We start from the raw sequence: 19,548 nt of genomic DNA, 5'->3' as shown, positions 1-19,548 counted from the left end.
ATATTTGCACCTGATTTTATTAACAAATCGAGGTAATTATGTATAAGGTAGTTTTATTACGACACGGAGAAAGCGAGTGGAACAAATTGAATCTGTTCACCGGCTGGACTGATGTCGATTTATCCGAAAAAGGAATCGAAGAAGCGCGCCAGGCAGGCAAAGTAATGAAGGAAGAAGGTTACACGTTCGACATCGCATTTACTTCCGTACTTAAAAGAGCGATCAAAACTCTCTACATTGCGCAGGAAGAGATGGATTTATTGTGGATTCCGGTCATAAAGTCATGGCGATTGAACGAACGCCATTACGGAGCGCTTCAAGGTTTGAACAAAGCCGAAACCGCCGAAAAGTACGGAGACGAACAGGTTAAACTGTGGCGCAGGAGCTACGACGTTCCCCCTCCGGCTTTGGACGAAAACGACCCTCGTTATCCCGGTAAAGATCCACGCTATAAAGACCTCGACAAAAAAGACATTCCTTTAACCGAAAGTCTGAAATCGACCGTGGAACGCTTTTTGCCCTACTGGCACGAAACGATTGCCCCGACAATCAAAAGCGGAAAGAAAGTTATCATTGCCGCGCACGGCAACAGTTTACGCGCCCTCGTAAAATATCTCGACAATATGTCGGAAGAAGAAATCGTAAATCTGAATATTCCTACCGGCGTGCCTTTGGTTTATGAACTCGACGAGGACCTGAAACCGATTAAACATTATTATCTCGGCGATCAGGAAGCGATCAAAGCCGCAATCAATGCGGTTGCAAAACAAACCGAAAAGAAATAACCGGATTTGCATTCCAATCAGATATATTTTATTATTGTTTGAAAAATTCGGGTCTGCTAAAAAGACCCGGATTTTTCATTAAAAAATCGAGGAGAAGATCGGGTCAATTTGTTACGGTAAACCATCATGGAGACTAAAATGAAAAAGGCATTAATCGCGTCGGTCTTACTCCTTATTTCTTCCGTTCCGCTTTTATCCCAAACGGTTATCGGAAAATACGGCGGCGAATTTCTCGCCATCGGAGTCGGCGGAAGAGCTTCGGGAATGGGCGGAGCTCAGACAGCTATAGTAAACGACGTAACGGCGGGATATTGGAACCCTGCGGCGTTGGCGCATATCGATTATCCCCAGGCGGCTCTGATGCATGAGGAACATTTCGGCAGTCTCGTTAACTACAACTACGCTGCGGTTGCAATCCCTTACGATAAAGAGATGAGCCTCGGTTTCAGCGTTATAAGACTAAGCATCGACGGAATACCGGACACCAGAAACGCCCTTTACGACTCGAACGGAGACGGAATTATAGACATACACACCGACCGGTTCGATTACTCGAAAATAACGGAATTCAACAATACAGACTGGGCGTTTTTCCTGACGTTTGCAAAGAGGCAAACCGATAATTTTTATTGGGGAGCCAGCGTGAAAATCATCCGGCGGGACATTGCAGAATACAGCGCGACAGGTATCGGTTTTGACATCGGCGCGTTCTACCGTCCGTTCAATTCTTTGCTTCTGGGTCTAAATTTTCAGGATATTACCACAACGCTGGTCGCATGGGATACCGGCAGAAACGAATTAATTACTCCGACTTTGAAAACAGGCGCCGCATATTTAATCGATTTCTGGGGCGGAGTACTTTCTCCGGCTATCGATATCGACACCCGATTCGAGAACAGAAAATTTGCTTCGAATTTGAATCTCGGCCCGGTCAGCTTCGATTTTCATACCGGAATAGAATATCGATACAAAAACATTGCGGCATTGCGCATCGGTTATTCGGACGTCAAGCAATTGACAATCGGAGCGGGGATAAAATTACCCAAAATGATTATCGATTATTCGTACTCCCGAGTCAGCGGCAATCAGGAAGAAACATTGCCAGAATCGCACAGAATTTCGCTGCTTCTTACGCTTGAAGATCTGCAGTTCAAACGCAAAGAATAAATCGATAGCTGCAGACACCGGAATTTCAAAAATAATCTACGGCGCTCGCCTGAATGCGTAATATAATATTGATTTTAATTTTGTTTCTGGCAGGATGCTCAGCCAAAGAAGTTTCAGTCAAAACAATCCGAATTACGCACAACGACTATTCTTTCTATGTGCCCGAAGGCTGGCTCGTTTTCGATACAAATTCCGCGCAACGCAGCAAATCCGTAATGCTTACCAACAAATCTCGCAACGCGTTTATATTGATAAACAGAATAAACACGAATACCGAACTCCCGCTTGACGAGATGGCGACTTTAAGCAGATATTTTTTAAAACTCAATTTCGGAAAAAATTTCAACGGCTTTTCAGATATAACATTTACGCGGCGTTATGCCCTTTACAGGTTCGTCGCTCCGCAAGGAATTAAAGGGAGAGTTATAATCAAAAAAGTTAATTCGAATTATTATGAAATAACCGGATATTCCGGAAATAAAGCCGGCGAAGACGAGTTGAATAAAGTTCAGGAAATGATTGCGGAGTCGCTTAAATAGACTGTCCGTTTTGGTTGTTGTAAAGTCGCAGAGTAAATATAAACTTGCTTCCTTTGTCGAGTTCGCTCTCAACCCAAATTTTGCCTTCCAATTTTTCGATAAAATCTTTACAGAGCAGGAGACCCAACCCGCTTCCTTTTTCGCCGGAGGTGCCGGTTTTACTGACCCTTGTATTGCGAACAAAAAGTTTATCCATGGTTTCTTTATCCATACCGATACCGTTGTCTGCCACGGTCACTTTAACCATGTTATCTTCTTTTATCGCTTCAATAAAAATTCTACCGCCTTTGGTCGAAAATTTAATTCCGTTGGAAATCAGATTTCTGAAGACCGTGTTCAGGATGTTTTCGTCCGCCCATACTTCGATTCCCGGCTCGATCGAGGTTTCGAGCGAAATTTCCTTGCTTTTTGCCACTTCTTCAAGAAGGAAAAAATTTGTTTTGACTACTTCGTAAAGGTCGATGTTCACCATCTGCATTTCGAGTTTGCCCATTTGAGCTTGCGACCACATAAGCAGATTTTCCAGAAGCTGATAGTTGCTCTTTGCCGCCCTCTCGATGCTTTCGATGAATTGTTTCCTTTCGCCGTCGTCTATTTCGTCGTAATGACTTATCAAGAAATTTGTATAAACAAATATCGTATTGAAAGGCGATTTAAGGTCGTGAGCAAGAATTCTGAAAAAAGTGTCCTTCATATTATTAAGTTCCGCCAACTCTTCGGCGGCGACTTTCTTAGCTCTGTACCTGTTATAAATAACTACCGCCGTCAGTAAAATGAGCAGGGTAATAATAAGAAGCAATTTGCGCTGCCTGTCGGCAAATTCAATATCTTTTATAAGCAGTTCGTTTTCTTTTTTTTGTTTCTCGTTTTCATAAATCGATTCGAGAGCTCTCACAACGGCTAGACTTTTTCTGTTGATTATTGAATCTTTAATGTCCGTCAGTTTTTTGTGATAGTTCAACGCGGTTTTGAAATCGCCTTTCATTTCGGAAAGTTTTGTCGCGTTTTCGTAACATTCGAGCGTTATGTAGGCTATATTATATTTCTCGGCCAATCTCAAAGCCTCGTTCATTGTCTCGTCGGCTTTCGACTTATTGCCCAGTTTATAATAGATAAGCGATATGTTGCTCAGGTTTGTGGCAATTCCTTCGATCGAATTAGAGGCGCGCGACAAATCCAATGCCTTCTGCCTTAAATCCAGAGAACGTTCATACTCCCTTTTTTCAAAATAGATGTCTGCTATTCCGCCCCAGACGGAAGCCAGTCCGGTTTTACTCCCGTTTGATTTATAGATTCTCTCCAGGTTTTGATAGTACCCGAGCGCTTCGTCCAGCCTGTTTTGTTCTTTATAAATTTCGGCAATTAAATTCATGGCAAGCGCTTTGCCATCTTCGTCCTCGATCTCTTCTCTCAGTTCGATCGTTCTATTCAGATATTGGAGAGCTTTTTCATAATTTTTCTGGTTTTTATAGATCAAACCGACATTGATAGTGCAGAATGCCATTCCACGTTTGTCGCCGATTTTTTCAAATATCTTCAAGCCGTTGAGCACATATTCGAGCGCGAGAGGATTGTTCCCCTGAATTCTGTAAATGCCGCCAATATTATTATAAGAATAACCAATTTGAAGCGAATCATTAACCTGCTCGGCAAGTATTAACGCTTTTTTGTAATAATCGATTGCCCTGGCGTAATTTCCTCTGTTTCTGTAAACCACTCCGAGCAAGTTCATTGCGCGCGCTTGAAGAGGTTTGTTGTCTATTTTTTGTGCAATCCGGATTGCTTCTTCGCCGGCTTGAATTGCCAATTCGGGATTGCTCGCTCTTTCGTTCCAACAAACATCCGTTAACATAACGACTTTTAAAGAATCGGGTTGGTCGGACATACTTCTCTTGAGGCTATCTAAATTCGGCTGTGCCCACCCCATAGCGGCGTGAATTAGTAAAATAAAAAATATCATAATCGAGTATACAACCCTCTGTTTAAAGAACTTCCCCCAAATGGTTATTCGTGCATTCAAATATAAGAAGATTTGAGGGCTTTTTTAAATATTTTTTCCTTTTGCCGTCTTAAACCGTTTTTGCCGCGGCGCTTTCAAAATAGTCCTGAATAATTTTTATGCTTTCTCTGGCTGCGTCGCTTATATAGCCCGCAGCTTCTCCAATTGCTTTTCTGTTCGTAGAGTCCATTTCCATCAATCTTAAACCCACCTGTGTTTGATAACCGTTCAACGCAATAACTATCTGACTCATATCGCCCATCAATTTGTGAATCCGTTCGATCGGTTTGAACAAAAAGAGAGCTGTAAGGTCTGCCAGCCCCAATCCGCCCGCAACCAAAGACTGAATCTCGTCGACATTGCCTCTCAGCGGAACGCTAAGCAACAATACTCCCAGTATGAACATTACGATTGAAAGCGCCACAATAATCCAATATGTCGCGCTCAATTTGAAACGTAGATTATGAATTTCCGTCTTTCCCTCGAGCATCGAATTTTGCAAATGTTTTACGATAAATTCGTTAGCTTTTTTTCTTTGTTCGGCGTCTAACGACAGTATTTCGTTTTCTTGTTCGCTCATTTTAACCTCTCGCTTTAAATAAACAACTTTGCAAGAGAAGGAATTTTTTTAGCAATCTCCACGGCGGTTTTGCCAAGTTCTTCGATATTCTTTTTGAGCTCCGCCTGATTCAAATTTATTCTCGAAGCTTCTTTAACTATCGTGATCAATTGCTCATAAATTTGCATGTCGGATGTTTCGGGAAGTATTTTTTCAATCTCCTTTTTTGACAATCCCAAAAGTTCATCTAATTCTTCTTTGTATTTCCCTTCGAAAGCCTCTCTGCTTTCGCGCGCTTTTCTTCTTACCCTCTTTCGGAAATCGTCGGCTTTTTTGCTCATATAACCCTCATTCCGGATTAATTAATTCTTCGAATTCTTTTATAATATTTTCAACGTTTTCGTCTTTGGCTTCGAGTTTTTTCTTCAGTTCGCTTATTTTTTCCGAAAGAGCTGAAATTTGTTTACCCGCCTCCACTCCCAAATTACCGAGTCCTGCCATAGCGATTAATTCATTCTGCAAATCTTTTACTTTTACAATAGACCCGAGGTAGCCGGTAACAATCGAATTGGCGTAGATAATTTTTTGATATGCGCTGTCGAGCAAACTCAGGACGCTGTCCCTCTGCGCTCTTACGGGTTTTAATTTCGAACGTCTGTAACTTTCCACTTCTTTCGAAATTTCCTCTATTAAAATTTTTGTCAGTTCATAATTCAATCCGGGCTCGCCCGTAGTCGAATCGATTTCGAAAATTTCATTGCCGAATTCGCGCGTTAAATTATCTACCGTATACGGCAAATATACCTCGTCGATGAATTCGTTGATTTCATCTTCGATACGATTGTAGTATAAACGGACTGTCTCTAAATGGGCAGAGCGGATTGCGCCAATGTCCCTTCCGATTGTAGAATTGAGTTCAATCGTTTCTTTTGGGACCGAGCTGCACGCCAACATCAATAACGCGGCAAATACCGCAGACAACGGTTTAATTACTTCAGCCGTTTTCATCCGTAGCCCGTATTTTCTGAACGAAGGAAATAATGGAGGAAACCGCAAGTGAGTATATCGGTCAAAGGCGAAGTTATAAACATCGCCGGAATTTATCAAGAAAAATATCCGCCGACCGTCGGCTTCTTAAATTTAACATTAATTTTATTTTATAGTTTCTCCTAAAACCTATAACTTTGTTTTTGGAATAATCCAATTTAAGGAGCGCCATGCCATACAAAATCATTAAGAAAGAAGAATTCGACAAAGTACGGTATCACGAAGGCGATTGGGAACTCAGAATGCGGCTCTATGCGGAAATGTGCCGATATAACACTCTTGTGGCAGTAAAAAAAGCGGGTTCAGGGCACCTCGGTTCTTCTTTCAGCTCGTTGGATATAGTCGCTTACCTTTATTTAAATGAATTGAACGTTCTGAATGTGGGTTGGGAAAACGACAACCGGGACATCTATTTTTCTTCCAAGGGACACGACGTTCCCGGGCTTTATTCATTTCTCCATTCGGTCGGCATATTACCCGAAGAGAAATTATTGAAGCTCCGAAGACTCAACGGATTGGACGGTCATCCCGAAGTTCGAATACCCGGAATCGAAGCAAGCACCGGTTCGCTCGGCATGGGTATTTCAAAAGGCAAAGGAATGGCATGGGCAAAAAAATATAAGAAATGCGGAGGCAACGTTTACGTATTAACGGGCGACGGCGAATTTCAGGAGGGACAAATATGGGAATCGCTTCAAGCTGCGGCTCACCAGCGTATCGACAATTTAATCGCCGTTATGGATCACAATAAATATCAAACCGACATGCTAGTATCGGAAGTTAACAACATCGAAGACGTTACTGAAAAAGTCAAAGCTTTCGGGTGGCATGTAATTAGAATTAACGGTCACGATTTCAAAGAACTGAAAAGAGCGTTTAGCGAGATAAAGGAAGTTAAAGATAAACCCAAAATGATTATTGCCGATACGATTAAAGGCAGGGGCGTATCTTTTATGGAAAAACCCGTTACGGAAACCGTATCCGGAAAAACTTATTACAAATGGCACAGCGGGGCGCCCGATAACGACAGTTACGTAAAAGGACTTAAAGAACTGAGCGACTCGATAAGAAAATTAGCCGCGGCTTTGAATATTGAAATCGAGATTCCGGAAAATACTCCCGAAGAAAAAGTTTCGTTTAAATCGTCAAAGGAATTTGTCACCGACGCTTTCGGCGACGCCTTGGTGGAACTTGCCAAGAACAATCCAGCCATCATCGTCCTCGACGGCGATTTGTCGGCTGATTGTAAACTCAGAAAATTCGAATATGCATACCCGGAAAGATTTATCGAAAACGGAATTGCCGAACAGGATATGGTTTCGACAGCCGGCGGACTGGCAAGGATGGGACTAATACCCGTTGTTAATTCGTTTGCAAGTTTTCTTGCAGCCAGGGCTAACGAGCAAATTTATAACAATGCGGGCGAGAAAACAAAAATAATCTACGTCTGCCACTTCGCGGGAATAATTCCAGCAGGTCCCGGAAAATCGCATCAGAGCATACGCGATATTGCTCTGCTTGGAAATCTTCCGAACATTACAATAATTCAACCGTGCAATGCATTCGAAACTAAAAAAGCGGTGGAATATTGCATTAACGAAGCCAATGAAAATTGCGCGCTTCGACTCGTAATCGGTCCTTCGCCGAGGAATATCGAGCTGCCGGACAATTATCAATTTAGAATCGGCATAGGAACCGAATTGACGGAAGGAGACGACGCCGTTATTTTCGCTTACGGTCCCGTTATGCTGCACGAGGCATTGACGGCTTCCGAAATTTTGAAAAAATCCGGATTCGGTCTTAAAGTGGTCAATATGCCGTGGCTAAATAAAATCGATCTCGACTGGATTGCAGCCATAACGGACAAGTATAAAAAGATATACGTTCTCGAGGATCACTCCGCAACGGGCGGACTGGGCGACAGGATACTCGACGCATTGGCAGCAGTGCATCATTTCAAAGGGAAATTGTTCGAGAAAATCGGATTGAACGATTATCCCGAGTGCGGCGCTCCCGAGGAAGTGTTGAAATATCATGAATTGGACGGTCTATCGCTTGCAGGGAGAATTTCGGGCTACCGAAATCTCGTTGAAAAGAGGGGTGAAAATTTTTACAGCTCCGAAGCTCCGCAGTGATTTGAATTTCTTAAATAACTTGAATAAGTTTAACCGTACTGAATTCTTACCATTAATTTCCGGTATTAATATGCCATTGAGGAATCTTTTTCTGGATTTCAACGCATTCTTTGCCTCCTGCGAGCAGCAACAGTATCCCCATTTGAGGGGCAAACCGGTAGCTGTAGTCCCGGTAAAAGCGGATACTACATGTTGCATCGCTGCTAGCTACGAAGCCAAACAATACGGCATAAAAACCGGAACGCCCGTTTACGAAGCAAAAAAAATCTGCCCCGACCTTCAAATAGTTCCGGCTCGTCACAGGATATATATCGAATACCACGATCGTCTAATCGAGGCAATCGAATCGTGTATTCCGATAGACAAAGTTTATTCGATAGACGAAGTTTCGTGCACTTTAATCGGGAAGCAGCAGGAGCCGGAAAACGCCATAGCCCTTGCAAAAAAAATCAAAGAAACCATTTATAAAAATGTCGGCGGATATCTCAGGTGTTCTATCGGATTGGCGCCGAATCAATATCTTGCCAAAACTGCGACCGACATGCAAAAGCCCGACGGCTTGGTTGTTATTCAAGAAAAAGACCTGCCCGATATTTTATTTTCTTTGAAATTAAACGACCTGGTGGGCATTGGCAGAAGAATGGAACCGCGACTCAGAAAGTTCGGCATCGACACGGTTGAAAAATTATGCAAAGCGAGCAAATCCACTTTAAGAAAAATATGGGGCGGAATCGAAGGGGAAAGAATGTATATGCAGCTCAGAGGCGAGGCAGTGAAACGCCCTCCGACGCATCGCACTACCGTGGGACACTCGCACGTAATGTCTCCCGAATTCAGAAATAAAAACGGCGCTTACGCCGTATTGCATCGTCTGCTGCAAAAAGCCGCCGTTCGTTTACGCTATATGCATTACACAGCGGGAACGATGTCGATAAAAGTAAAATATCTGAACGGCAAAAAATGGAGAAATGAAATTTCGTTTCCTCACACTCAAAATACTTTGTCGTTCATAGAAGCATTCGAAAAGATGTGGAGTTTTTATCCGGAGACGCGCGAAAAGCCGATTGCCGTAGCCGTCACTCTTTATAATTTGTTGCCCGAAAATCAATTTACGCTTTCATTTTTCGAAAATTACGAAAAGACAAAATCGTTGCACAGCGCGCTCGATTTTCTGAATAAAAAGTACGGTTACGGCGCCGCCTATTTTGCAGGCTCGCACGAAGCAGTCAACTCGGCGCCCATGAGAATAGCCTTTACTCAAATTCCGAATGTAGAATTGGAAGACGACGACATCGAATCGAATCAATAAACTATAGCCGAAAGGTATCCCACAACTTCTTTCGAATCGCCCGTAATATCTCCCGAATCGGTACGCGCCAGCACCTTTGCGTTTTTTCGGTTTAGGATATCGGCGCTTTTCATTAAACTAACGATCGCGCCGCCTCCGCAAGCTTCGCATCTGTTTTCCTCCAGGTCGTTCATCAGTCCGTTATAATCGAAATTATTGATACGATTTACAATTATCGAGTCGAGTTTTTCCGCAACCGGTTTGGAATAATAATGCGAAAGGTCGGAGCTCGATACAATCAGAGTGTTTTCATCGACGACATCGCTCAACCGTTCCGAAAGTTCGTCCACAAAAAGCTTGCTCTGGTCGCCCATTACCACCGGGAGCAATTTGAAATCGCCGAGCGCTACCTGAAGAAACGGCAATTGAACTTCGAGAGCATGTTCGCTCCGATGCCCGTTGACGCCTTTAAAAATAATTTTGCTTCCTTCGGCGATTCTGTCCCTCATTTCAGAATCGATTTCAATTTCACCCAGCGGGGTAAGATATGCGTCGCCGTCAAAAACCGAAATTCCGGGGAAATATTCACGGTGGCTCGGAGAAATTACTACAACGGTTTTGTACTTTTTATCCTTGAGGAGTTTGTATGCTTTAGCCGCTGTTTGGCCGGAATAAATGTATCCTGCATGCGGAACCACAATTCCGTATAAATTTTCCGGCGCTTCTTCCGTACCCGCATTATCGAGCATTTCATTGATCTCGTCGGCAAGTTCTTCGGGCAATGAAGGATAAAACATTCCAGCCACTGCCGGTTGTCTTACTTTTTTCATTTTTCCTCCAACTCGTCTTCGCTGAACACGTCTGCAGTAAAAGCGTAAAGATTGAGCTGTTTTACTTTCCAATAATCGGACGGCAGACCCGCTTTTTGACAAAGAGCCTCGAGATATTGTTCCTTATTCATATTATATTCGACGGGCACCTGCGGCAGCAATAATCCGCGCCTTCCTTTTTCTTCCACAATCAAACCGTGCTTGCCAAGCACAATATCGTCGTAATTGTCAATCGGGAAAGGCTCGGACAAAACGGAGACTTCAATATGAATAAGAGGTAATTCTGTACGGCGCACGGGTTCGAAACGCGGATCGTTCTGAGCCGCATGAATTGCGGCTTCGCAAACAGTTTCGTACAACGGTTTATCGGATGTAATATATCCGATACAACCGCGCAACATGCCGTTTTCGGTTAAAGTAACGAACGCTCCCGATTCTTTTTTCAGGGACGGATATTTTGAATAGTCGCACTTAGGCGGTTCTTCACCGGTAAAAATCGATTCGATGGATTTCCTTGCCGCATTGAGCAACATCCTTTTTTCTTCCTTGCTCAGTTCCATTTACATCTCCAGTTTGTAAATAATCAAACCGTTTTTTTCTTTCAACAGAATCAAATAATTTTTATAGATAAAGAAAGAGTCGGTAAAGAGCGAGCCGGATTTTTTGTTCAACGCTTCTTCAAAGAGCGTATTATGATTCTTCAGGTCGATAATTCTGAAATAATTCGTGTAAAATTCCCCGCCTTCTTTCAAATGGTAATTAAACATCAATAAATTATCGAAGGTTGCATATTCGATATTGCCGTGGACTTCGGGATTTTTAAGGTTATCGAGAATAAGCGGTTTGAACTCGGATTCATCAAAATCGAGTTTCGGAAAAATATAGTCGTCAAAATTGTTTTGTCGGTCGGCTTCCATCCGGAGCGCGTTTATTTTCCGGTAGTCGCTGCCAATATCCTCCAGCATTTCGCCGGTCTTATAATCGACTGTATAAAAGTATCTTTCGTCGAATCCTTGTTTGAAGCAATAGAGTTTTTCATTGTGAGCAAAAAGGAACGAATATTCCTCGTTGTCCCACAGCATTTCGGAAGTTACGATATCAAAAGCCGCAATCCCTTTATGGTTCGGTAAGTCGGGTTTGGGATATTTATGGAAGTAAAGAATATCTTTATAAATTGTTTCGATACCGACATAATATTTTTCGTCCGGCTGGAAATTTTCAAAAAGAGGCTTGCCGGTTTCCAAATGATAAGAATGGAAAGACGCTTCCTTGGTGTCTTTGTCTCTCGATTCGAGCACCAGGTAATCGCTTTCGGAAATAAGTATTCTCCAGATTTGCCAATTCGATTTTACCGTAAAATGTATATTGATATTCATAATTTTCTCCGCGTTAAATGACCGGTTCGAATCGCGCGGTAAAATGCCGCAGCATGGGGGCTTCGTAAGTTATTTTATAGCCTTTTAATTTATCGCGCTTGTTAAACGTTTCGATAACCACTTCGGCCACATAATCGATATGGCTTTGAGTATAGACGCGTCTCGGGATTGCAAGACGGACTAGCTCCATCATAGCGGGAATAAGCCGGCCGGTTTTCTTGTCGTATTTGCCGAACATAACCGATCCGATTTCCACGCTTCTGATGCCTCCTTCCAAATAGAGTTCGCAAACGATCGACTGCCCGGGGTATTGTTCAGACGGTATATCGGGCAAAAATCTTTTGGCATCGATATAGATTGCATGACCGCCGGGAGGTTCAATAATCGGCACGCCGGCGGCGGTCAATTTTTCTCCGAGATATTCCGTGCTGCGAATACGGTAGCGGAGATAATTTTCGTCCAGCACTTCCTCCAAACCCTGAGCAATCGCTTCGAGGTCTCTGCCTGCAAGTCCTCCGTAAGTCGGAAATCCCTCGGTTACAATCAATAGATTTCTGCATTGCATTGCCAGATTGTCGTCATTCATCGAAAGCCAACCGCCGATGTTGACAAGGGCGTCTTTCTTTGCGCTCATTGTGGTTCCGTCGGCAAAGGAGAAAATTTCTTTAACAATTTCTCTTACCGACTTATTTGAATATCCCTCTTCTCTTTTTTTAATAAAGTAGGCGTTTTCGGCGAATCTGCAGGCGTCAAAGAAGAGCGGAATGCCGTAACGGTCGCATACTTTTCTTACCTGTTTAATATTTTCGAGCGACACGGGTTGACCGCCTCCCGAATTATTTGTAATGGTTATCATCACAAGCGGTATGTTTTCCTTTCCTTTTTCTTCGATAAAGGCTTTTAATTTTTCCACATCGAGATTGCCTTTAAAGGGCGCGACAACTTCGGGCTTTTTTCCTTCGGGACACAGCAAATCGACCGCTTCGGCTCCCGTAAATTCGATATTTGCGCGCGTTGTGTCGAAAAAAGTATTGCTGATAAAATATTTCCCCTCGCCGCCGAGAATCGAAAACAATATTTTTTCCGCGGCTCTTCCCTGATGAGTCGGGATTACGTATTTGTTGCCGGTAATTTCTTTTACTGCCGATTCGAAACGGAAAAAGCTTTTGGCGCCGGCATACGATTCGTCGCCTTTCATTATGCCGCTCCATTGTTCTGAACTCATTGCCGATGTGCCGCTGTCGGTCAGCAAATCAATAATAACGTCTTCGGCATTAATTAAAAAAGGATTGTAACCGGCGTTTTTCAGAATCCTTTCGCGCTCTTCTTTTGAAGTGAATCTGATCGGCTCTACCGTCTTAATTTTGAATGGTTCGATTATTGTTTTCATAACGGGCAAAATCCTTCTGAAATTATGTGATTAGCTTTTATCGCTAAATTACGAATATTCCCGATTTAAATGCCCTGACATATTAAAAATTATTCCTTGCAAATGCCGTCGTAAACCCTTATTTTTTTTGCAATAAATAATTCGGGGCAAATAACTGTTCTAATTTCCCTTTTGGTAAAAGGATATCTTTAATCAATCAATAAATTAACAACCAGAAGGAGCGTCAATATGGATGAAAAACAAGACAATCAGGTTCCCCAAATGAGTCCGGTCGAAGAAGAAGAGGAAATGGAATTCAGTCATACGGACAAACTTGTAGGAGTATTTTCAGAGCCCGCAGTTACATTTGAAAAATTGAAAAAAACCGGGCCAAAAACAAGCGATTGGTTGATTCCCATTTTAATCGTTATCGTGGCAGCCGTTTTGTCGAATGTAATCATGATGAGCAATCCGGCTATCAAACTTTCGATTATCGAAAAACAGATGGCTCAGATCGAAAAGAATTTTGACGAAGCGGTTCAGAGCGGACAAATGACGGAAGAACAGAAAGAAGCGCAACTGGAACAAATCCGAGAAAGAATGGATCAGGGCGGCTCGACGACTATTATTTTTACCGCCATTAGCATTGTATTCATTACATTTATAACATTTTTCATTGTAGCCGGAGTTTATTTCCTTGTGTGCAAATTTCTGCTTAAAGGCGACGGCACATTCAAGGATACGATGGCTGCATACGGTCTTCCTTATTACATAATAGTGATTCAAATTATTGCCATGGTAATAATTGCTTTGGTAACAAACAAGTTCATCACATCAACAAGTTTGGCCGCCATTCTGGAAATCGACAAATCAAAATTTCTCTATTTCCTTTTATCTAGAGTGGACGTCTTTTCGATCTGGTTTTATGCCGTCGTCAGTATAGCGCTCGCCAAAATGTTCAATGCGGAAAACACAGGAAAGTATTTTGCAACGATATTCGGTTTGTGGATCGGAGTAGGGTTTATATTCTGGTGGCTGGCGGCTAACGTGCCGTTCCTTGGATTCCTGCAGCAATAATTTTTCAACGAGGCTGTAGCTTTACTACAGCCTCTCTTTTTTATAATATGCTCTGCGGATCGATATCAACAATCAAAGTAATATTTTTATGACGGGACAACCGGTTGAATTCTGTTAAAGCGTCGAAGATCGCGGATCTCAACAGCCTGCCTGCAGGGTCCTGGTTTCTAAAACTTCTGGCCAAAATCTGATACCGGTAAAATCCTTTTATCTTATAAATAATCGCTTCGTTCGGCGGAGAAATATTTATTGTCTTTTTGTGCATTGCCAGATATTTATGGAAATCATTTGCCGCCGCTCGAGCTCTTCTTTCGTTTTTATCTTTAATTTCCACAAGGGCAATTCTCGTAAATGGCGGATATTCGCCTTTGCGGCGCAATTCCAATTCTTCATTATAAAATCCGTAATAGTCGTTATCGATCACTTTGCGAAAAATAAAATTCTTCGAATTTTGAGTTTGAATTATAACCTCTCCTTTTTTGTCGCTTCTTCCGGCTCTTCCCGAAACCTGCGTTAAAAGTTGAAATGTCCTTTCGTCCGCGCGAAAATCGGGTATCCACAAAGAAGTTTCCGCCGATACGACACCCACTAACGTTACATTCGAAAAGTCGAGTCCTTTGGAAAGCATCTGCGTTCCCACCAGGATATCGATTCTGCCGTTACGAAAGTCGTTTAATATTTCCGAGAGGGCTCCTTTTCTCGATATCGAATCGGAATCGACCCGTTCGATTTTGGCGTTCGGAAAATAAAATGCCAGTTCGTCTTCCACGCGTTGAGTTCCCGTACCGAAAAACTTCAACGACACCGAACCGCAAACGGGGCATGCTTTCGGAACAGGCATTGAATTTCCGCAATAATGGCATTGTAAAATATTTTTGCTGATGTGGTGCACCATCGATACAGTGCAGTCGGTGCATGTAATTACCTCGCCGCAATCGTCGCAATAAACCTGAGTGGCAAACCCGCGTCTGTTTTGAAGGATTATTACATTTTCTTTTTTTTCGAGGCGCTTTCCGATTTCATCCAGCAAAAGATTCGAAAATATGCCTTCAATTTTTTTCTTTTTCTTTTCGATTGTAACGTCGACCAATTTAATTTCGGGCAACTTCGCGTTGTCGATTCTCTCGGGAAGTTCGATCAATTTATACTTACCGCTTTGCGCATTGTACATGCTTTCGATTGACGGAGTGGCAGAACCGAGAACAACCGGGCAATCGTTAAATTTAGCGAGCATAACGGCGGCATCCCGAGCGTTATATTTCGGAGTCATGTCGGATTGCTTATAACTCTGGTCGTGTTCCTCGTCGACTACGATTAGTCCCAGATTTTTTAAAGGGACAAAGAGCGCCGAGCGCGGACCAATAACAATGCTATATTTGCCGGAGAGTATTCCCCGCCATGTATCGTATCTTTCGCCGAGCGACATACGGCTGTGAAATACCGCGATTTTATCGTTGAATTTGTTATAGAAACGAGTGGTTATCTGGGGCGTCAATGAAATTTCCGGAACAAGAATGATTACATTTTTTCCGCTTTTTACAACTTCGTCCGCTATTTCGATATAGACCTGAGTCTTGCCGCTGCCAGTAACCCCGTAAAGCAAAAACACATCGAATTTACCGTTTGATTTTTTAAGCTCTTCGACCGCCTTCCGCTGATTAACGCTCAACACAATATCTTTCATCTCTTCGGCATAATTTTCCTTAAAAGTTCTCTCAATTTCCTTTTCGTAGATTTCGACAATTCCTTTGGATACAAGACCGTTTAACGCCGATGAAGACGAGCCTGTTTTTTTCAAAATTTCCGCCGCCGGTTTATCTTCCGCTGAAGAAAGGAGTTCCAGAAGAATAAGCATCTGTTTCGGCGCGGCTCTTTCGATTTCGGGCATCAAATCATAAATGGCTTCTCTCGGTAATGCGATTCTAACATATCTTGCTTTTTTTACTCTTACTTTTGCGTCTGCTATTTCATTTAATATCGTAATTGCGCCCGCGTCTTCCAGATCTCTCAGAATCGAATAGACATTTTTATTTTTTATGATTTTCTGCAGATAAGAAATATTAATCAATTCCTTTTCCGCAAGCGCCGAAAGGATTTTTGCCTTAAGCGAGTTCTTATTTTTTTCGCCGGCTAAAAGCGAGCGGCAAATTTCAGTATCGGATACAATTTTCCTTTTCGATTCAACGTCCGTGCCGTAAGGGACGATTGTTTTCAGAGCCTCGCCCAGCGAGCAAAGATAGTAATCCGACATCCAACGGTAAAATTCGAGCATTTTCGAGTCGAAAATCGGCTGGTCGTCCAGTATATCCCTAATTGATTTAATCTTCGATTTGTCGGCTAATCCGCTAGAACTTTCATCTATCGATTCAGAGAGAGCGATTATAAAACCGGTAAGCACCCTTCTGCCGAAAGGCACTACAACCCTCGTTCCGATTTTCACGTCCTTTTCCAGAAGCCGGGGCACCGAATAAGTAAAACTGTTTCTGAAGGGCAACGGAAAAACTATTTGAGCGTACATATTTCCCGAGTTTATGATGTCGCAAAATAAAAAAAAGACGGATTAAAAGGATAAATCATTGTCGTTATAAAGCCACTTGTCCAATATTGACATTAGACACGAAAATCTTTTTTTCTCAATATTTATGCGGCATTCGAGATATTTTATCAATTGTAAAAAAAATTGGACGAAAATTAATTGTACACCGACAAAAACAAGTGGCAAGATTTTTGATGAATCTTCAGCGGTTATTTTTCAATAAAGGAGAAATTATTATGGTTATTACAGACGAATGCATCAGTTGCGCAGCCTGTGTGGACGAATGTGAAAACAACGCAATCTACAATGCAGGCGAAGAATACACAGTAAACGGAGAAACAAAAGCTCCAATTTCCGAAGATCATACATTTATTGCCCCGGAATTGTGCAACGATTGCAAGTCATGCGTTGAAGTATGCGCCGTAGACGCCATCGTTGAAGCTTAAATAGATATCAATACTACCTCCTAAACAAAAAACCCGATTTTTCAATCGGGTTTTTTTATTTATAACAAATTAACCGTCTATGTCAATTGGCAGTTTCGAGATAGGGTTCGATTTTGGACATTAAATGGTATTTGGGCACCGCGCCTACAACAGCGTCGACCATTTTACCGTTTTTGAAAATACCGAACGTCGGGATGCTCATAATTCCGTACTGCGAAGCCACACCGTAATTTTCGTCCGTGTTTACTTTGACCACTTTTAACTTACCGTTCAATTCGTTTGCAATTTCTTCAACTACGGGAGCTACCATTCGGCACGGACCGCACCATGGCGCCCAGAAATCGACCAATACGGGTACGTCGGATTGCAGCACTTCTGTCTGAAAATTGAAATCGGTGCCTTCAACAATATTGTTCATAGATATTACTCCATTTTTTTATTAATTCGAAGAATTAGATGATTCAATTATTCGAAGGATTCAGGATTTTAATAATTTTCGGATGGAGTAAATTATTCGAAGCCACAATACTATCCCCTTTCATCGGGTCGTTGCCGTAAAAATCGGATATTTTTCCGCCCGCGCCCCGGACGACCGGAATCAACGCCGCCAGGTCCCACTTGCTCATCATCGGGTCTATCATTATATCGGCATACCCTTGCGCAAGCAACGAATATCCGTAACAATCGCCCCACGTACGATAAAGCTTAACCATTTTGGTCAGCATTTCGAATCCCGAGGCATCCCTGTACTTGGAGACGTTGTTATGGTCGGTAGTCAACAACACCGCTTCCGAAAGATTGCCGTTGAACTTAATTTTGACCGGTTTGCCGTTGCATTCGGCGCTGACGTTGTCGCCGATAATAAATTCATTGAGCGCAGGATGATTTATCGCGCCCAAAATCGGCTCGCCGTTTTTCAAAAGCGCTATCAGCGTTCCGAAGAGCGGCACGCCGCAAATAAAACTTTTTGTGCCGTCGATAGGGTCCAATATCCACTTATATTCGGCGTCCGGATTAAATTCGCCGAATTCTTCTCCGAGAATGCCATGGTCGGGAAATTCCTTCATAATCAGTTCGCGCATTCTCTCCTCGCACTTTTTATCCGCAATTGTAACGGGCGTTTCATCTTCTTTTGATTCGATCTTAATATCGGTCTTATAATATTGTTTTATTATAGCCCCGCTTTCGTCGGCCAAAAGACGAATGAATTTTTTAAGAAAAGAAAATTCTTGCATTTTTTGTCCTGTAGCTTATTATCAATTAAACGGTAAACTTATTATTTTACGCATTAAAATTTAATGAATTTATGCCCATCTACAAATACGACGACAAATCGTTGCAAAAAGCGGCAGAGCTAATAAAAAAAGGAGAGCTCGTAGCCTTTCCTACAGAGACAGTATACGGACTCGGCGCCGACGGACTCAATCCGATTGCCGTCGCTAAAATATTCGAAAAGAAAAACCGGCCGTCTTTTAATCCGCTTATTCTCCATATATCGGATAAAAGCGCTCTCAAAAATTACGTTTTTTACGAAGAGCCTGTTATCGACAAACTTATTGATAAATTTTGGCCGGGACCTTTGACTCTCGTCCTGCCGAAGAACGAAATAGTGCCGGATATAGTCACTTCGGGGAACGACACCGTTGCAATCAGAATGCCGGGCAATGAAATTGCTTTGAAATTGATAGAATTATCGGGTTGTCCCATTGCGGCTCCGAGCGCCAACAAATTCGGGCACTTAAGCCCTACAGACGCCGAGCACGTTGAAAAATCATTGGGAAGCGATCTCTTCATACTCGACGGAGGGGAATGCGCAGTGGGTCTTGAATCCACAATTATCGGTTACAGAGACGGCATCTTCTCCATTCTTCGACCCGGAGGAATTCCCATTGAAGAAATTGAAAAAATTACAGGCGTTTTGAAAAAAAGAGACAAAAACGAAACCTCCCCCGAATCGCCCGGACAACTTCCTTTTCATTACTCCCCTGAAATACCGCTCTACATTATTGATAAATCCATTATGTCAAATAATAATTTTCTGAATTCGCTCAAAAATAGAAAAGCGGGCTTGCTCTTATTCAAAGAAAGCAATACTGAAATCGAATCGATTCTGCCTTCTTACTCAAAAAAAATATTGAGCGAAACGGGTAATATGGCCGAAGCGGCGGCAAATCTATTTAAGTTCCTCCACGATTTCGAAAAGGAGAAAGTGGATTTGATATTAACAGAGCCCGTCGAGCCGTCCGGTCTCGGTTTGGCAATAATGGACAGACTGAAACGAGCCGCCGAGCGTTATAAAATATAAATTTATTTTTACAACTTTATTTATTATATTTTAATCCGACATTGAGTTTTTTCGATGAATAAAAATAAGTCACAAGACAACTCTTCTCAG

General features: G+C 42.4%; 19 protein-coding genes. 8 read left to right on the top strand and 11 right to left on the bottom strand.

All coding sequences use genetic code 11. The features are described from left to right. Positions 1-38 precede the first annotated feature (38 nt). From gpmA to ACOYVE_RS02900, 3 genes are all read left to right on the top strand, one after another. Positions 39-785: a 2,3-diphosphoglycerate-dependent phosphoglycerate mutase gene (gpmA, locus tag ACOYVE_RS02910; protein ID WP_014855364.1), complete on the top strand. Its 747-nt coding sequence runs from the start codon at positions 39-41 to the stop codon at positions 783-785. 138 nt (positions 786-923) lie between these two features. Beyond that, on the top strand, positions 924-1,952 hold the full coding sequence (locus ACOYVE_RS02905) for a PorV/PorQ family protein (RefSeq protein ID WP_157867294.1): 1,029 nt from the start codon (positions 924-926) through the stop codon (positions 1,950-1,952). A 53-nt stretch (positions 1,953-2,005) separates the two neighbouring features. Beyond that, the gene (locus ACOYVE_RS02900) at positions 2,006-2,491 is read left to right on the top strand and encodes a hypothetical protein (RefSeq protein WP_014855366.1); all 486 of its coding nucleotides are present in this window, start codon (positions 2,006-2,008) and stop codon (positions 2,489-2,491) included. Here the strand turns inward: ACOYVE_RS02900 and ACOYVE_RS02895 are convergent. The 4 genes from ACOYVE_RS02895 to ACOYVE_RS02880 form a co-directional block, all read right to left on the bottom strand. Further along, a complete protein-coding gene (locus ACOYVE_RS02895; RefSeq protein WP_041355809.1) occupies positions 2,484-4,376 on the bottom strand; it encodes a sensor histidine kinase in 1,893 nt (630 codons plus the stop codon). The genes ACOYVE_RS02900 and ACOYVE_RS02895 overlap by 8 nt on opposite strands. Before the next feature lie 184 nt (positions 4,377-4,560). Further along, the gene (locus ACOYVE_RS02890) at positions 4,561-5,070 is read right to left on the bottom strand and encodes a hypothetical protein (RefSeq protein WP_422880722.1); all 510 of its coding nucleotides are present in this window, start codon (positions 5,068-5,070) and stop codon (positions 4,561-4,563) included. Between the two features lie 14 nt (positions 5,071-5,084). Then, on the bottom strand, positions 5,085-5,390 hold the full coding sequence (locus ACOYVE_RS02885; protein WP_014855370.1) for a hypothetical protein: 306 nt from the start codon (positions 5,388-5,390) through the stop codon (positions 5,085-5,087). 7 nt (positions 5,391-5,397) lie between these two features. Then, a complete protein-coding gene (locus ACOYVE_RS02880) occupies positions 5,398-6,057 on the bottom strand; it encodes a hypothetical protein (protein ID WP_014855371.1) in 660 nt (219 codons plus the stop codon). A 209-nt stretch (positions 6,058-6,266) separates the two neighbouring features. Between ACOYVE_RS02880 and ACOYVE_RS02875 the strand changes: the two genes are divergently transcribed. Both ACOYVE_RS02875 and ACOYVE_RS02870 read left to right on the top strand, forming a co-directional pair. Next, complete coding sequence (locus ACOYVE_RS02875; protein WP_014855372.1) at positions 6,267-8,231, top strand: transketolase C-terminal domain-containing protein; 1,965 nt, start codon at positions 6,267-6,269, stop codon at positions 8,229-8,231. A 70-nt stretch (positions 8,232-8,301) separates the two neighbouring features. Further along, entirely contained in the window at positions 8,302-9,540 is a 1,239-nt protein-coding gene (locus ACOYVE_RS02870) for a DNA polymerase Y family protein (protein ID WP_014855373.1), read from the top strand. Here ACOYVE_RS02870 and amrB read toward each other — a convergent pair. The 4 genes from amrB to ACOYVE_RS02850 are packed head-to-tail and all read right to left on the bottom strand — an operon-like array spanning position 9,534 to position 13,115. Continuing rightward, entirely contained in the window at positions 9,534-10,349 is an 816-nt protein-coding gene (gene amrB / locus ACOYVE_RS02865) for an AmmeMemoRadiSam system protein B (protein ID WP_014855374.1), read from the bottom strand. The two genes, ACOYVE_RS02870 and amrB, sit on opposite strands and share 7 nt — an antisense overlap. Continuing rightward, positions 10,346-10,909: an AmmeMemoRadiSam system protein A gene (amrA, locus tag ACOYVE_RS02860; protein ID WP_014855375.1), complete on the bottom strand. Its 564-nt coding sequence runs from the start codon at positions 10,907-10,909 to the stop codon at positions 10,346-10,348. The genes amrB and amrA overlap by 4 nt, the downstream gene beginning before the upstream one ends. Continuing rightward, a complete protein-coding gene (locus ACOYVE_RS02855; protein WP_422880721.1) occupies positions 10,910-11,725 on the bottom strand; it encodes a DUF4905 domain-containing protein in 816 nt (271 codons plus the stop codon). Positions 11,726-11,738: 13 nt separating this feature from the next. Next, positions 11,739-13,115, bottom strand: coding sequence for a tryptophanase (locus tag ACOYVE_RS02850; RefSeq protein WP_422880720.1), 1,377 nt, complete (start codon positions 13,113-13,115; stop codon positions 11,739-11,741). Between the two features lie 228 nt (positions 13,116-13,343). On the opposite strand from ACOYVE_RS02850, the gene ACOYVE_RS02845 reads away from it, so the two are divergent. After that, entirely contained in the window at positions 13,344-14,171 is an 828-nt protein-coding gene (locus ACOYVE_RS02845) for a YIP1 family protein (RefSeq protein WP_422880719.1), read from the top strand. A gap of 40 nt (positions 14,172-14,211) precedes the next feature. Here the strand turns inward: ACOYVE_RS02845 and priA are convergent, their stop codons facing one another. Then, positions 14,212-16,689: a primosomal protein N' gene (gene priA, locus ACOYVE_RS02840; protein WP_014855379.1), complete on the bottom strand. Its 2,478-nt coding sequence runs from the start codon at positions 16,687-16,689 to the stop codon at positions 14,212-14,214. A gap of 254 nt (positions 16,690-16,943) precedes the next feature. Here priA and ACOYVE_RS02835 point away from each other — a divergent pair, with 254 nt between their 5' ends. Continuing rightward, positions 16,944-17,153 carry a 4Fe-4S binding protein gene (locus tag ACOYVE_RS02835; protein ID WP_014855380.1) on the top strand — a complete coding sequence of 70 codons (210 nt, stop codon included), beginning with the start codon at positions 16,944-16,946 and terminating at the stop codon, positions 17,151-17,153. Positions 17,154-17,235: 82 nt separating this feature from the next. On the opposite strand, the gene trxA is transcribed toward ACOYVE_RS02835, so the two are convergent. Continuing rightward, on the bottom strand, positions 17,236-17,571 hold the full coding sequence (gene trxA / locus ACOYVE_RS02830) for a thioredoxin (RefSeq protein ID WP_014855381.1): 336 nt from the start codon (positions 17,569-17,571) through the stop codon (positions 17,236-17,238). A gap of 43 nt (positions 17,572-17,614) precedes the next feature. Next, the gene (gene hisN / locus ACOYVE_RS02825) at positions 17,615-18,388 is read right to left on the bottom strand and encodes a histidinol-phosphatase (protein WP_014855382.1); all 774 of its coding nucleotides are present in this window, start codon (positions 18,386-18,388) and stop codon (positions 17,615-17,617) included. 71 nt (positions 18,389-18,459) lie between these two features. Between hisN and ACOYVE_RS02820 the strand changes: the two genes are divergently transcribed. After that, complete coding sequence (locus ACOYVE_RS02820; protein WP_422880718.1) at positions 18,460-19,458, top strand: L-threonylcarbamoyladenylate synthase; 999 nt, start codon at positions 18,460-18,462, stop codon at positions 19,456-19,458. Positions 19,459-19,548: the final 90 nt, after the last annotated feature.

The organism is Melioribacter sp. (assembly GCF_049325435.1).
In the GTDB taxonomy this organism is placed as follows: domain Bacteria; phylum Bacteroidota; class Ignavibacteria; order Ignavibacteriales; family Melioribacteraceae; genus Melioribacter; species Melioribacter roseus.
Note: the sequence above shows the minus strand (reverse complement) of the source record. Positions and strands in the feature narration are given on the sequence as shown.

Excerpts from the sequence above, each read along its gene's own strand:
- ACOYVE_RS02895 (WP_041355809.1), bottom strand. The coding sequence starts at position 4,376 with ATGTCCGACCAACCCGATTCTTTAAAAGTCGTTATGTTAACGGATGTT.
- ACOYVE_RS02875 (WP_014855372.1), top strand. The coding sequence starts at position 6,267 with ATGCCATACAAAATCATTAAGAAAGAAGAATTCGACAAAGTACGGTAT.
- ACOYVE_RS02845 (WP_422880719.1), top strand. The coding sequence starts at position 13,344 with ATGGATGAAAAACAAGACAATCAGGTTCCCCAAATGAGTCCGGTCGAA.
- priA (WP_014855379.1), bottom strand. The coding sequence starts at position 16,689 with ATGTACGCTCAAATAGTTTTTCCGTTGCCCTTCAGAAACAGTTTTACT.
- gpmA (WP_014855364.1), top strand. The coding sequence starts at position 39 with ATGTATAAGGTAGTTTTATTACGACACGGAGAAAGCGAGTGGAACAAA.
- amrA (WP_014855375.1), bottom strand. The coding sequence starts at position 10,909 with ATGGAACTGAGCAAGGAAGAAAAAAGGATGTTGCTCAATGCGGCAAGG.
- ACOYVE_RS02905 (WP_157867294.1), top strand. The coding sequence starts at position 924 with ATGAAAAAGGCATTAATCGCGTCGGTCTTACTCCTTATTTCTTCCGTT.
- ACOYVE_RS02870 (WP_014855373.1), top strand. The coding sequence starts at position 8,302 with ATGCCATTGAGGAATCTTTTTCTGGATTTCAACGCATTCTTTGCCTCC.
- ACOYVE_RS02850 (WP_422880720.1), bottom strand. The coding sequence starts at position 13,115 with ATGAAAACAATAATCGAACCATTCAAAATTAAGACGGTAGAGCCGATC.
- ACOYVE_RS02855 (WP_422880721.1), bottom strand. The coding sequence starts at position 11,725 with ATGAATATCAATATACATTTTACGGTAAAATCGAATTGGCAAATCTGG.
- trxA (WP_014855381.1), bottom strand. The coding sequence starts at position 17,571 with ATGAACAATATTGTTGAAGGCACCGATTTCAATTTTCAGACAGAAGTG.
- amrB (WP_014855374.1), bottom strand. The coding sequence starts at position 10,349 with ATGAAAAAAGTAAGACAACCGGCAGTGGCTGGAATGTTTTATCCTTCA.
- ACOYVE_RS02835 (WP_014855380.1), top strand. The coding sequence starts at position 16,944 with ATGGTTATTACAGACGAATGCATCAGTTGCGCAGCCTGTGTGGACGAA.
- ACOYVE_RS02900 (WP_014855366.1), top strand. The coding sequence starts at position 2,006 with ATGCGTAATATAATATTGATTTTAATTTTGTTTCTGGCAGGATGCTCA.
- ACOYVE_RS02880 (WP_014855371.1), bottom strand. The coding sequence starts at position 6,057 with ATGAAAACGGCTGAAGTAATTAAACCGTTGTCTGCGGTATTTGCCGCG.
- ACOYVE_RS02885 (WP_014855370.1), bottom strand. The coding sequence starts at position 5,390 with ATGAGCAAAAAAGCCGACGATTTCCGAAAGAGGGTAAGAAGAAAAGCG.
- hisN (WP_014855382.1), bottom strand. The coding sequence starts at position 18,388 with ATGCAAGAATTTTCTTTTCTTAAAAAATTCATTCGTCTTTTGGCCGAC.
- ACOYVE_RS02820 (WP_422880718.1), top strand. The coding sequence starts at position 18,460 with ATGCCCATCTACAAATACGACGACAAATCGTTGCAAAAAGCGGCAGAG.
- ACOYVE_RS02890 (WP_422880722.1), bottom strand. The coding sequence starts at position 5,070 with ATGAGCGAACAAGAAAACGAAATACTGTCGTTAGACGCCGAACAAAGA.